Origin of the sequence: Enterococcus casseliflavus NBRC 100478 (assembly GCF_001544095.1) — a bacterium.
In the GTDB taxonomy this organism is placed as follows: Bacteria; Bacillota; Bacilli; order Lactobacillales; family Enterococcaceae; genus Enterococcus_D; species Enterococcus_D casseliflavus.
Genome location: NZ_BCPT01000007.1, coordinates 51430 through 64828, shown reverse-complemented (window position 1 = coordinate 64828; position 13399 = coordinate 51430). Strand labels below are relative to the sequence as shown.

The window sequence follows — 13399 nt, the reverse complement described above, 5'->3', positions numbered from 1 at the left end:
TTTCTATTCCATCCTGAAAAAAAGACACTCTTTTTGCCAAAGCAAAAAAAGTGTCTAACAGGCACGATTTTTACTTATAGTCCGATATTTACGGTATCGGGTAGAGACTGTCGACCATATTTCGACGATATACAAGTAATTTTTAAATGATAGATTCGATTATGCCTGTCTTTGATTAAAAACACAAGCATGGAATGCCCTTTATAAATAAAAATATTCTCATTTGTGGATCATTTCCTACTCTGGCTTCTCCATATCGCGATAGTGCTCCATCTTTTTACTGAAAAGCTCCCCATTCGACGGCGGCGTGTAGGTGATGGCATTAGCGCCTGCTTCAATCGTTTCTAAGATGCTTTCATCGGTTGGTCCACCGGTTGCGATGATCGGCAGCTTCGGATATTTTTTACGGAAGAAAGCCACGGTATCTGCTGTGTCCTTGCCAGCACTGATATTGATGACTTTCACACCAGCTTCAAGCTTGGCATCAATTTCGGTATACTTACTCGTTACGGTACTGATAACGGGAATATCTACAACTTTACAGACCTGCTCCACAGTTTTCAGTGGCGTTGGTCCGTTTAAGACGACCCCGATCGACCCTTGGGCTTCAGCAAACATGCTCATATAAGACGAGCGAAATCCTTGGGTCAAGCCCCCGCCGACACCAGAAAACACTGGAATGTCCGCTGCTTCGATGATTGCTTTCGTAATTGCTGGGTGTGGTGTAAAGGGATAGACCGCAATCACAGCATCCGCATTTGTATTACGGATGATCGCAATATCCGTTGTGAAAATAATGGAGCGGATTTGTTTTCCAAATATTTGAATACCGCTAGCCTCTCGAATAACTTTAGGCACTTTCACGATATCTTTACGCAAATCGGTGGTGATTTTTGGCATATATTTTTCTTCCATAAGCAGCCAACTCTCTTTTCTTATTGATCAAATCGATTCAATTGGTAGGTTTCAATTACTTGAATGATTTTGCTGGCATAATCCGGATCCGTTGCATACCCTGCATCTTGTAATGCTTGTGCGGCACTGCGGTAGTCGTTTGCTGTCAAGACATTTACATAAAGTGCAGGATTCCAATCCACACCATTTACAAACAACATCGTATGATCATCCATTGATTCTTCCCAAGTATCATAGACACGAAAATCTCCTTGAATCGTGACCCATTCTCCATTATAAAACTCTTGGGTATCTAATGTCACCTTTTTTGAATGGCCAAACGACTTAATTCCAAATAAATTATTGTATTCACTGGCTAGAGAACTTTGACCCCAATCTGATTCAAGGATTGCCTGTCCAATAATGATACTTGGTAAAATCCCGTAGCCCTTTTGCAGTTCTTGTGCGTAAGGAGCGATGCGATCAATAAATTCTTCATGGGAGATGGCTTCCGTGTTTGTTTCTTCCTCTTTTGGAAGGGGGTCTGCCAAACTATTCAAGGAAAAAATAAAAGCAATCCCAATCAAGAATAACCCTAGAAAGACTAATGGGAAACGAGTCTTCTGTTTTTTTCGTCTTGCGCTCATTTTTTCACTTCCTTTGTCTGACTAAACACATTTTCAGAAAACAAATTGCCTCCATTCAGCAACAACTCATCTTGTGTAAGCTCACTGCTTTCCTGACTTTTAGCAAGAGACCCCTCATAGATCCAGTCCTCTGCCAAAGGATCTTCCCATTCGTGAGAGGACAGTTCTGCTTCTTTTCGAGCGATGTGTTCTTTTGCTTCTTCCAGAAACTCTTCAAAGGTCAACTCCTGCTCCTCAATGTAGGTTGCCACTTCGACCCCTACATATCGTAGATGCCAAGGCTCATAATCGATTTGCGTAATAGCATGTTTTCCTTTCGGGTAACGGATGATAAACCCATACTCCCTTGCATGAGCTTGTAGCCATTTTCCACCCTCAGTATCACCGAACCCCTCATTGAGCAGTTCTCCTGTATGATTTTGATACCAATCCTGATCCACAACATCAACAGCAAGCCCAGTATGGTGTTCGCTATAGCCAGGCTCAGTAAAGGTCAGTTTCGTGATCCGAATTGCTTCTTCTTTTGTATGACCTTGACTCATCAGGGTGTTGACATTGGCATTGAATATCTCCTCTTGATACGCGACTGAACGGTAGGCAGAGACCATCACCAAAGGATGTCCTGCAGCTTTTGCGGCATCTGCCAGCTTTTCATAAGCTGAAACGATGCGTTGATCGACGAGATAGCCATTCGACAATTTCCCTAAATCTTTTTGGGCAATTTCGCTTTTTATTTTATTGTTTGGGCCTACCAAAACCAATGACCAATCATCCAATGAGACAGTTGGAAAATCCTCTTCGTTCACTTCATCACTAGCACTTGCTTGTTCTTGTGACTCTTGCGTGTTCCCATTTGGCTCTTTTTCATTTGTTTCTGTTGTTTCACTCGTTGTTGCTTGATCTGTTGAACGAGCGATACTTGCACTCTTTGTTGGGGTGACTGCGGTCACTCGGTTCACTTGAATGGTTAAAAGAACCAGAAACAAGAAGCCCGCCGCCGCAGCCATTCCATAATACTTTTTCAAAAAATATCCTACCTTTAGTTGTAAGTTTCTTCCAGATTTTCTTTGACCCACTCCAACAGTTCGATTTTTTCATTGCGAATTTGCTGCTGAACAAAAGCGGGCAATCGGAAGTTTAGTATATCATCATAACCCCACTCATCATACGTAATACTGACTCTCAAATCAAGGTATTGGGCTGTTTCTTCAGATTCTGTTAACAATTCGACTTTCGCTAAATCGCTTGCTAACCACGTTCTGGCGATTTGAGTCTTCATTTTTTTGAACTCGACGACCGCTTGATTGCGTTTTTCTGGATAAATGACGGTTTGCCGAATGATTTTTTGGATCAACATCCATTCATAATCTGAAAACAGCAGCTTCACTTTCTGATTTTCAGCAGGTGACAGACTCATTGTGCCATTTTTCCATGCCTCCCATTGCTCCTCGGTGATGCCTAATTGTGTTTCATAAAACTGTTTTTCTGATGCGTATTGCTCGATGATGGTATTTAAAATAATTGCAATTGATACATTATGCATATGTTATCCCTCCTCTTCTATATTTTACTGAAAGTCAGCCGTAATGGAAACTTTTTGCGATTGTTTTTGATTATTTTAAAGAATTGATTTCTTTTGTTATACTAAATACGAAGGAGATGATCAATGATGAAAAAATACCGTTGGGGAATGATTGGCCTCGGAGATATCGCAACGCAATTTGCTGCTGGCTTTTCTAATGAAGCAAGTGAACTATATGGGGTCAGTGCCCGGAGTTTCCCTAAAGTCCAAGCATTTGCTGAGAAACACTCTATTCCCCATGCCTATGAAAGCACAGATGCCATGTTAGAAGATCCGCAAATCGATATTGTTTATATTGCAGTACCTAATGATCTTCATCATGAATTTATTATGAAAGCTCTGATGGCAGGAAAACATGTCCTCTGCGAAAAAGCCATCACCACCAGTGCCGATGAGCTAGCGGAAGAACTAGCCTTAGCCAAAGAAAAAAATCTAATCTTAGAAGAAGCAATGACGATTTTCAATATGCCGGTTTATGCTCGGTTGAAAGAAGAGATCGATGCCGGACGCTTAGGAAAATTAAAAATGATCCAAGCACCATTTGGCAGCTACAAAGATCCAGACCCAAGCAATCGTTTCTTCAATCCAGATTTAGGCGGCGGTGCTTTATTGGATATCGGTACGTATGCTGTTTCATTTGCCCGCTTTTTCATGACGGATACACCAGAAGTGACGTTTAGCAGCATGAAGCCCTTCTCTACAGGTGTGGATGAACAATCAGTCACGATCCTACAAAATCCAGCCGATGAAATGGCTAGTGTCACGCTGACTTTTCAAGCGAAAATGCCTAAAACCGGTATCGTCGCTTTCGAAGAAGGATACATTACCGTAGACGAATACCCTCGTGCGGACAAAGCCGTGATCCATTTCCGAGATGGAACAAATGAAGTGATTGAAGCTGGCGACAGCAGTCAAGCCCTTAATTATGAAATTGCCAATATGATCAAAGCCATCGATGGCGAGATCGAGGGATCGATCCATTTGACCACCGATGTCATTGACGTTCTTGATCAAATGCAAGCTTTTTGGGAACAGCAGTAAAATGAAAAAGACTCCTTTTTAGGAGTCTTTTTTTAGCGTGCTATTGTTTGCATTTGTTCAGAAAAGTCGGCTTTGATTTCAATAAAACTTTTAAAGGTTTGCAGAAACTGAAACAGCTGAGCGCGATTTTCAAACTCTGCTCTTGTTTGGGGCAATGGCTTTTGTCGATAATCTTCATAAAGCGCAGCAATTTTTGCCAAGATCTCTTTCCCATCGTTATTTTCGTGAAAGGACTCGGCAGTAAAGGATAGCAACTCTTGAAACGCATTTGTATAGGCTTCTTCTACCCAAAACAACTGCAATAAGTCAACCATTTCTAAGAGTAAGCGTGCCTGACTTTGGCGCATGGTAAAGTACTCTTCATAATAGGAGGCTTCTCCTCGCCATTGATTTTCACTATGCACCATTGCTTGTTGTTTGCCTTGCTTGATATCTCCCAAAAGCGTTTGGCAGACCTGGGGAAGCGTCGCCTTTTCTTTTTCAGTTAACGCAATCGACATGTCTTTTAAAAGACTTTTAAACGTTTCTTCCACTAATTGCTGTCTTTCTTTCAATGCTCGTTCGCCATCTGGCATATATAAATTGAACAAAAGTGCAAAGCCAATGCCAATACTCATCAATAAAAAAGCATTCCCAATCAGTGGCCAAGCAAACGAACGTTCCATCATATAATGGGTCACCAAGACAGAATTGACGACGATCCCATCGGTCAAATTGAAATAGACAGCGGTTGGGATAAAGAGAAAGAGAAAAAGAACAAATCCTATCGGCCCAAAGCCTAATAAATGGAAGCTGACAAAAGCTAAGAGCGTTGCGATCGCCAAAGAGATCAAACGCCCGATTCCCGTAAAAAGTGACGTTTTCTTTGTATTGCCGACGCTTAAAATGGCGATGATCCCTGCGGCTGGCGCATACAAAAGACCGATCTGTTGTGCCAGAAACATTGATAAACCAGCAGCAATCGCCGTTTTCACGGTCCTCATTCCGATTTTCATTTTTGTCACCTCCTGTGAAAAGTATACTAAATTGTGAGGAATAAGACTAGAATTTCTCAACTGCTTTGGGTATGATTAAGTAAAGGGGGCATTTGACCATGAAACTGGGGCGTTTTCGCTTAGGTATGCGAACGATAAAAACAGCCATCGCTGTCATGCTTTGTATTCTGCTCTTTCATTTTCTTGATCGTGGCCAACCATTGATTGCTGCCTTGTCGGCTGTGTTTTCTTTGCGACAAGACCTGACCACAACGATCTCTTTTGGTAAGTCACGAGTATTAGGAAATACGATCGGCGGCGGTACAGCCATTTTTTACTTTTTGACGAAGCAATATTTTCAAAATGACTTTCTGATCGAATTGTTTGTCTTGCCAGCGCTAGTCATTTTTGTCATCGTTTTTTCAGATGGCATCAATAACAATTCTGGCATTATCTCTGCTATTGCGACGATGCTTTTGATCACTTCCAGTGTCCCTCAAGGGGAATCGATCATCTTCGCCTTAGACCGTGTATTGGACACCTTTATCGGCACGTTAGTTGCCCTATCGATCAATTTCGTCATTCGACCACCTGAGGAAGAGAAAAAGGATGAGATCCAAGAAGATCTGGTGGTGCTGAGGCAAAAAGAGCTTGAACTAAAAGCCATGCTAGAAGAAGTCCAAGGTGAGATTTCCGAACAAGAAAAACAAGAAAAATAAAAACAGCCTTTTTCCAGAATCATTCTGAGAAAAGGCTGTTTTTGTTACTCATTGGCTTTCAGTGCATCGATCATATTGACATGTTTCAGTTTGAAATACATTGCGATCCCTACCACGCTTGAAAATAAGCAGGTCAATCCAGCGGCATACACATAGCTCATTGGTTCGACTGTCGGTGAAAACATGGCGATGTCGACTTCGATGGTCTGTAAGACAAATTGATGCTGAAGCACCCCTAATAATAAACCAAATGCAATGCCGAAGATCGTCAGAAAGATATTTTCACGAAAGACGTACATGGTCACTTCTCGATCATAAAAGCCCAATACTTTGATGGTCGACAACTCGCGAATGCGTTCCGCTATATTGATGTTGTTCAAGTTGTACAACACGATAAAGGCTAATGCCCCCGCAGACGAGATCAAGATCCAGATGACGATGTTCAAGGTTGCTGTCGTGTCATCTAAGGCATCCGCTGAAGCTGAGAGGAAGGAAACATTGATGACATTGTCTTGTGCCATCAAATCAGCCGCGATCGCTTCTTCCTCCGATTTCGTCAAACGCTGACTGAATTTCAATAACTCACTGTTGTAAGAAGGGGCGGCCTGAAAGATCTTTTGATACGCATCTGGGGTCAAATAAGCAAAATGCCCTGTGTAGTTTTCTGCGATTGCAGCCACATTCAGTTCAAATGCTTCGCCGCTTTCATTCGTCAACGTTATCGTATCACCCACCGATAATCCAAACAACTTAGCAAGCTTTTCATTGATGATGGCGCCCTCTCCTTCTAGCTCGTAAGCTTCTCCTGAAACCCGATCATTCAAGTGGACAAATCTCGATAAAGCCGCAGGATCTTCTGGCACGGTGACGGTTACTTCTTGCTGCGTGACCCCCGATTGAGCCAACGTCAGACTTTCCGTATGCAAGAATAACCCTGCTTCAAAGCCTTCAATATCTTCTGCGGCGGCTTTTGTATCACTCATTGCTTCCGAATCCTCATCATCAAAGGTGATCACCGCCTGATACTGCCAGATTTTCTCAAACTGTAAAGGAATGATATTGCTGATGGAATCTCTTAGACCAAATCCAGTCAAGATCATGGAGGTACATCCCGCGATCCCTAAGATGGTCATGAGCATTCTGGACTTGTAGCGAAACAGGTTTCGCATTGTAACTTTTTGAATAAAACTTAAGTGCCGCCATATAACGGTGATTCTTTCTAAGAGAATTCGTTTTCCTGTTTTGGGTGCCTTTGGTCGTAACAATGAAGCCGATGACTGTCTTAAATCAAAACGTAAAACCAGCAGCGCGATACCGATGGTGCAAAGCAAGCTGACTCCCACAGCAATCAATGAAAGCCGCAAATACCATGGGGTGTCATACTCCGTGAGATTGTAAAGCGGTCCATAAGCTTGAATGATGATTGCTGGAAAAAAGGAAAAGCCGACTGCTAGACCCAATACAGCACCTGTGATGCCTGCTGCAGAGGAATAAAGCAAAAATTTCTGTCCAATCTCCCAGTTACGATAGCCTAATGCTTTCAATGTACCGATCTCACTACGTTTTTCATCGATCATCCGCGTCATGGTGGTTAGACTGACTAACGCTGCAATCAAAAAGAAGATAACTGGGAAAATCGTTGCTAACGAAGAAACTCGTTCCGCATTGTCTTGGTACTCTGAATAACCAGGATTCGCATCGCGGTTCGCGACACGATAAACTGCCGGTTTTAGATCCAATAATTCCTGCTCTTTTTCAGCAACTTCTTTTTTGGCATCTTCAAGTTTTTCGCGTTCTTTTGGTGCTTTTTCTTTGAATTCGTCAAGCTTTTCTTGAAGGGTTGCTTCGTTTTCTCGATATTCTTGCCAACCAGCAGCTAATAAAGACTGACCCTTGGCTTTTTCAGAAGCTAAGGTCTCACGAGCTTCGCTCAGCTGCGTCTCTCCTTGGGTGATCTGGGTCTGCGCTTGTGCCAATTCTTGGCGCCCAGCTCTGATTTGGTTCCAGCCAGCATTGACTTGCTGTTGTGCCTGCTGAAGTTGCGCTTCTTGGTCATCGATCGCAGCCTTTTGCCCAAGTAATTGCGCACGTTGTTGCTCACCTTCGGCAATGAGTGGACGCAATGTATCTTCAGCTGCCGTCAGCATAGTAGCAATCATCGTTTCATCGATTTCCTCCAGATCAGGAATCGGACCAAGGACATCTGTCGGCAGGTTCAACTGTGCCAGAGCGGCGGTTACTTGTGCATAGACGGTAGGCAGCTGGGCCATTTGCTCCTCTGCAGAAAGTTGACCCACACTTCTGATTTGATCCATGCCTTGGTATGCCAGCGCCAGTTGCTCCTCTACCTGCTGGATGACCTTTTGTAGTTCAGGTCTTTGTGCCAAAACGGGTGCCAACTGAGCTTGGGCTGACTGTACTTGGGCTTCTTGCTGAATCAATGCTTGTTCATTTTGATCTAGCAGGCGTTGATTTTCGATCAATGCCTGTTTCCCCTCAGCTAATTTTTGCGCTTCTCCATTCAATTGCTCTTGGGCAGTTTGAATCTCTGTCTGAAAAGCTGCTTCTTGTTCCGTCAACTCCTGATGCGTCTGCGCCAATTTCTCTGTTGCGTCGTCAAGTTCCGCTTGCGCTTGCTGCAATGCTTCTTCGCCATCACGGATCTGTTCTTTGGCCTCATCAATGGCTGGTTGCGCTTCATCGATCAACTCTTGCCGCCGTCCTTGTGCCCGCGGAGCCAACCGTTCTTCTACTTCATCACTTACTTGATCCCTTTTTGTCTGATATGCTTCTGAATAGCTAGCCACTTGCGATAGCTCATCAAAACGAACTAACAATCTAGCATACGCAGTTTCTTTAAAATCTTCTTCTGGAATTACTGCAAAGTAATCGACCGTCCCATTCCCAACGGTACTATTGCCTCGATGAAAATTCTCAATAAATTCGGGACTATTGACAAAGCCAACGATCGTGTAAGTGTGCGTTTCTAGCTGGTTTTCACCGCTTTCTGGCAGTTCAAAAGTTTCATCTAGTGCAAACCCACCGCTGCTTTGTGCCGCTTGATCCAAAGCAATTTCCCCTGACTTTTGCGGCAATCGACCAGAAGTCACCTGATATTGATTGACTTGCCGCTCCTTCGAAAGGGAAAAGACACGGATCACGGCACGGTGATTTTCGGCATTGATATCGGCGATCTGCTCTGCTTCAACAGACGTGACACCAGGCATTTCTTCAATGATTTCCCGATCGGCAGTCGACAACCCTAATGTTGACGCAATCGTAAAGTCCGCTAATTTCTGGCGAGCAAAATAATCTTCAGCTGCTTGTTCCATATTTGGACCAGTTGCACTGATCCCCACAAAAAAAGCGACCCCTAAAAAGATAATGCCTAATATGGACAAAAACCGCCCGGGTGCTTGCCTGATTTCACGTAAACTGGAACGTAATAATGTTTTTTTCATAGGCATTTACCAAGAAATAGAGGCAATTGGAATCGGATGAGTATTTTTTTCCATCTTGCGGACCTTTGCATCATTGATATGGATCACACGATCAGCCATGGGAGCCAATGCGCTGTTATGTGTAATGATCAAAACGGTCGTCCCAGTCTCGCGAGCCGTTTTTTCTAGAATTGCTAGAATCTGTTTCCCCGTTTCATAGTCAAGGGCCCCAGTTGGTTCATCACAAAGCAGCAATTTGGGCTTATTCGCAATAGCACGAGCGATCGTGACTCGCTGCTGTTCGCCACCAGACAATTGCGCTGGAAAGTGATCCAAGCGATCACCAAGCCCAACTTGGGTCAAGATCTCAGCTGCATCAAGTGCCTCTGGCACGATTTGTGCTGAGAGTTCAACGTTTTCTCTGGCTGTCAAATTAGGGACCAAATTATAAAACTGAAAGACAAAACCGACATCTTTGCGGCGATAGGTCGTCAATTGTTTGGCATCAAAGCCAGCAATATCTGTTCCATCAACGATCACTTTGCCACTATCACATTGATCCATTCCGCCTAATATGTTCAAAACGGTGGACTTACCAGCGCCACTTGGACCAAGGATCAGTGCGATCTCTCCTTTTTCTACGGAAAACGAAACACCATCATTAGCAGCAATAACCGTGTCGCCCATTGTGTATTTCTTCACTTCTTTCACAACTTCGATATAACTCATTATGTTCCTCCAAGAATTCCAGCGCCGCATGCGCTTTCTCGCTTAATAGTGTATCATACTTATTCCTGCGAAAGAAACAGCAAAAAAGCAGCTCATTTTATCAAATTAAAAAATCTGAGACAAAATGATGCTCATTCTGTCCCAGAATCGATTTTACACTTCCCTCTAATTTGATTGACAAAGAACAAAAACCAATCATTGTGCTTGGTCGGCAATTCTTCGCTGGGTTTCTTCCCAAAGTTTTTGCGCTTGCTGCCGCTCATCAAGGATCTCCGTCGGCACTGCCTGACGATCGACAAAGTAGCGCCCGCTAATGCCAGCCACCTCGGGGCTTAGTGCCAAATATATCGCTGTATCAGACCCTTCCTCAGGTGTTTTGAAAAAAGGCGTGAGCATTTTGTAAACAGATTGACCAAATCCTGTCTGTCGGCTGACCCCTAAGCTCGTCGCCACACCTCCTGGATGCAATGCATTGGCAGTAACGTTCGTATTGCGCAGTTGAAACGCAAGCGCATCTGTAAATAAAATCAGGGCTTTTTTTGAGCGGCCATATTCCCGCCAAGGCAAAAAATTCGCCACATCGAAAAAGCGCTGATCCTTTTTCTTTACAAATTTGTAAGCACCAGAAGCAACATTAACGATCCTACCAGCATCCGCACGTTTTATTAACGGCAATAACTGACGGGTCAGTTCAAAATGCCCCACGTAGTTTACGCCCAGCATTTGTTCAAATCCATCGGCTGTTCGCTCTTTTTTTAAATTGACGATGCCCGCATTATTGATCAGTACATCCAATTTCTCAAAGCGGGCATTGATTTCAGCGGCTGACTTGCGTACGCTAGCCAACGACCCCAAATCACCGATCACTAGATCGATGCTTGGATTGCCTGTCTCTTCCTTCAAACGTTGCTGTGCTGCCTGCCCTCGTTCGGCAGAACGGCAATACAAAATCACATGCATCCCCAATTCTGCCAATTGTTTGGCTGTTGCAAAGCCCATGCCAGCGTTGGCACCCGTAACTAAAATCGTCTTCAATTTGCCACCTTCCCCTTCTAAGAATACCGTTTTCTTTCATCATAACTGAAAATAAAAAAATCTGCTCAAAAAACAGATCAAGAGAAGCTCTCTTCTTGTTTCTTGAAGCAGATTGTTTCATTTTATGCTTGGTAACGGCAAACACCATCTAAATAAGTGGCTGCTAAATTCATTTCTTGATCCAAAACAATGAAGTCAGCTGGACGACCTTGTTTGATCATACCGCAAGCGTGGTCGATGTTGCAGCTGATCGCTGGGATCAAGCTAGCCATCATGACCGCTTCTTGAGGGGTAGCAATTCCCCACTCTACAACATTTTTCACGGCTTCTTTTAGTTTCAAGATGCTGCCAGCAAGATTGCCTGTTTCCATTCGAGCCGTGCCATCTTTTACCACTACAGGAAATTCACCTAAAATGTAATCACCGTCTGGCATACCGCCAGCCATCATACAGTCGGTGATCAAGGCCACATGGTCGTGACCAGCTTTTTCCATCAAGATCTCAGCTGCTTGAGGATGCACATGGTGGCCATCACAAATCAACTCAGAAAAAACTTCTTTTAATGAAAGTAAGGCACCGACCATTCCAGGTTCACGATGGTTTAATCCGCGCATTCCGTTGAAGGCATGAACAAAAACACTGGCACCAGCTTCTACTGCTGTTTGCGCTTCTTGTAACGTTCCGTTACTATGCCCTAGCGCAACCACTACGCCTTCTTCCGTCACTTGCGAAACAAACTCACTCACACCTTCGCGCTCAGGAGCCAAGGCGATTTTCTTGATAATTCCACCAGAAGCTTCTTGCCATTCATGGAAGGTATCAATATCAGGATCACCAAAATAGATCGGATTTTGTGCCCCTTTATGTTCTTCAGTAAAGAACGGTCCTTCAAAGTAGATGCCTTGGATTTTTGCTCCTGTAACTTCGTCTTTGACTTTCCCAACGGTTTCAGCAACATCACGCAACCGTTCTTTGCTGGATGTTAAGGTTGTCGGTAAGAACGATGTCACACCACAAGACAAAAGACCTTCTGACATGGCTTTGATGCCTTCTGCATCGTTATCCATCACATCATGGTTCATAAACCCGTGGATATGAGTATCCACAAGACCCGGTGCTACCCATTTGCCTGAATAATCTTCTACGTCTGCACCAGCAGGGACTTCATCGACGATCGCGCCGAATTTTCCCTCCTTGACCTCCAAGTAACCAGGGCCATGAACCGCTGATTTCAGAAAGAATTTGTCTGCGTAAATATATTTATTCATCTTGATCGCTCCTCTATTTCTTTTCTTCCTTAAAAGTACTCTTATTTGCAGCAGAAGTCAAGAAAGGTCTACACCACTTTGTCTGATTGGCGAATATCCATGACGGCACGATACAGTTGAAAACTTTTTTCAGCTGCTTTTTCTTCTTTTAGTCTTTGAAGCAATTGTCCTTTTAGTTCAAACAATTCTTCTAGAAAATACAAGCTATTTTTCTCTCTCGCTAGGGCAATGCCTTCGTTGGTTACTTTTAGCGCGCGACAGTCTTCTTGTTGCTCCTTTAAAAAGACCGCATAGTTGTAATAAATTTTGGTCAGCGCTGTGGACAGTCGCTCCGGCGGCAAGGCATGCATGGCATCGTAGGCTTTTTCTAAGTAAAAACGCGCCTCACCCAGTTGCAGCAAGTCACTATAGACGCGACCCATGCAGCTCAGGATACGAATTTCCATCACCGAAACATTGGTCTTATCCTGTTGATAGGAATAGGCCAGTCCTTTTTTCAGCGCTTCAAGGGCGGCATCATAGTTTTGATCGAGGAAATAATCACAGCTGCCTAGATAGTAGTAATACATTTGCATATCTGAATCCAGATACAGATAATCCTTGATCGCCTTGTCTTCCATTTTTTCCCGCATTTCTTGAAATTGTTTATGGACAAAATGTGATTCGATTTCGGCAAAGATTTGATTGGTTTTGTTGATCTCTTCCGAATGAAGCATCATTACTTGATCTAAGGTGACGCCTAAGCGTTGGCAAATTTGATACATCACCCAGACATTGGGCAGCTCTTCGTTGTTTTCGATACGACTTAACACACTTTGCGAACAAATATCTTCCGCTAACATCTTCTGGGTCATCTTTCGTTTCAACCGAATTGAACGGATATTTTGACCAAAAGATTCATCTCTTTTTTTCATAATCGTCCTCCAGGGGGAATTCTAAAAAAATCGAACGTTTCTTGTCAAAAATGCGAATTCGCATTTTTAATTTTCTTTATTTTAGCACATAATGACAAAAAGGAAAGCAATTTCAAGAATGTCTTGTTATTTTTCCACAATTTCAAATGAGGTGTT

At 43.4% G+C, this 13399-nt stretch carries 12 protein-coding genes and 1 riboswitch; of the genes, 2 read left to right on the top strand and 10 right to left on the bottom strand.

Annotated features, from left to right (window positions below; genetic code table 11):
- Positions 1-57: 57 nt before the first annotated feature.
- A riboswitch (purine riboswitch) is annotated at positions 58-155 on the bottom strand.
- A gap of 82 nt (positions 156-237) precedes the next feature.
- The 4 genes from ECA1_RS07650 to ECA1_RS07635 are packed head-to-tail and all read right to left on the bottom strand — an operon-like array spanning position 238 to position 3084.
- Positions 238-915, bottom strand: coding sequence for a beta/alpha barrel domain-containing protein (locus ECA1_RS07650; RefSeq protein WP_010749577.1), 678 nt, complete (start codon positions 913-915; stop codon positions 238-240).
- 20 nt (positions 916-935) lie between these two features.
- Entirely contained in the window at positions 936-1541 is a 606-nt protein-coding gene (locus ECA1_RS07645) for a glycoside hydrolase family 73 protein (protein WP_005229997.1), read from the bottom strand.
- Entirely contained in the window at positions 1538-2548 is a 1011-nt protein-coding gene (locus ECA1_RS07640) for a M15 family metallopeptidase (protein ID WP_060792194.1), read from the bottom strand. Before ECA1_RS07640 ends, ECA1_RS07645 begins: the two co-directional genes overlap by 4 nt.
- A 32-nt stretch (positions 2549-2580) precedes the next feature.
- Positions 2581-3084: a hypothetical protein gene (locus tag ECA1_RS07635; protein ID WP_005229993.1), complete on the bottom strand. Its 504-nt coding sequence runs from the start codon at positions 3082-3084 to the stop codon at positions 2581-2583.
- Between the two features lie 123 nt (positions 3085-3207).
- Here ECA1_RS07635 and ECA1_RS07630 point away from each other — a divergent pair, with 123 nt between their 5' ends.
- Positions 3208-4164, top strand: a complete 957-nt coding sequence (locus tag ECA1_RS07630; protein WP_005229991.1) for a Gfo/Idh/MocA family protein — start codon at positions 3208-3210, stop codon at positions 4162-4164.
- Between the two features lie 32 nt (positions 4165-4196).
- Here ECA1_RS07630 and ECA1_RS07625 read toward each other — a convergent pair whose 3' ends face one another.
- On the bottom strand, positions 4197-5159 hold the full coding sequence (locus ECA1_RS07625) for an aromatic acid exporter family protein (RefSeq protein WP_034869373.1): 963 nt from the start codon (positions 5157-5159) through the stop codon (positions 4197-4199).
- 98 nt (positions 5160-5257) lie between these two features.
- On the opposite strand from ECA1_RS07625, the gene ECA1_RS07620 reads away from it, so the two are divergent.
- Complete coding sequence (locus tag ECA1_RS07620) at positions 5258-5857, top strand: FUSC family protein (RefSeq protein ID WP_005231932.1); 600 nt, start codon at positions 5258-5260, stop codon at positions 5855-5857.
- A 44-nt stretch (positions 5858-5901) separates the two neighbouring features.
- On the opposite strand, the gene ECA1_RS07615 is transcribed toward ECA1_RS07620, so the two are convergent.
- The 5 genes from ECA1_RS07615 to ECA1_RS07595 form a co-directional block, all read right to left on the bottom strand.
- Positions 5902-9324: an FtsX-like permease family protein gene (locus ECA1_RS07615; RefSeq protein ID WP_060792139.1), complete on the bottom strand. Its 3423-nt coding sequence runs from the start codon at positions 9322-9324 to the stop codon at positions 5902-5904.
- Positions 9325-10026 (bottom strand): ABC transporter ATP-binding protein, encoded by a 702-nt coding sequence (locus ECA1_RS07610; RefSeq protein ID WP_060792138.1) that lies wholly within the window; start codon positions 10024-10026, stop codon positions 9325-9327.
- Between the two features lie 195 nt (positions 10027-10221).
- Positions 10222-11061 (bottom strand): SDR family oxidoreductase, encoded by an 840-nt coding sequence (locus ECA1_RS07605; protein WP_060792137.1) that lies wholly within the window; start codon positions 11059-11061, stop codon positions 10222-10224.
- 122 nt (positions 11062-11183) lie between these two features.
- Complete coding sequence (nagA, locus tag ECA1_RS07600; RefSeq protein ID WP_060792136.1) at positions 11184-12329, bottom strand: N-acetylglucosamine-6-phosphate deacetylase; 1146 nt, start codon at positions 12327-12329, stop codon at positions 11184-11186.
- 68 nt (positions 12330-12397) lie between these two features.
- Positions 12398-13243, bottom strand: a complete 846-nt coding sequence (locus ECA1_RS07595; protein ID WP_015509901.1) for a helix-turn-helix domain-containing protein — start codon at positions 13241-13243, stop codon at positions 12398-12400.
- Positions 13244-13399 lie beyond the last annotated feature (156 nt).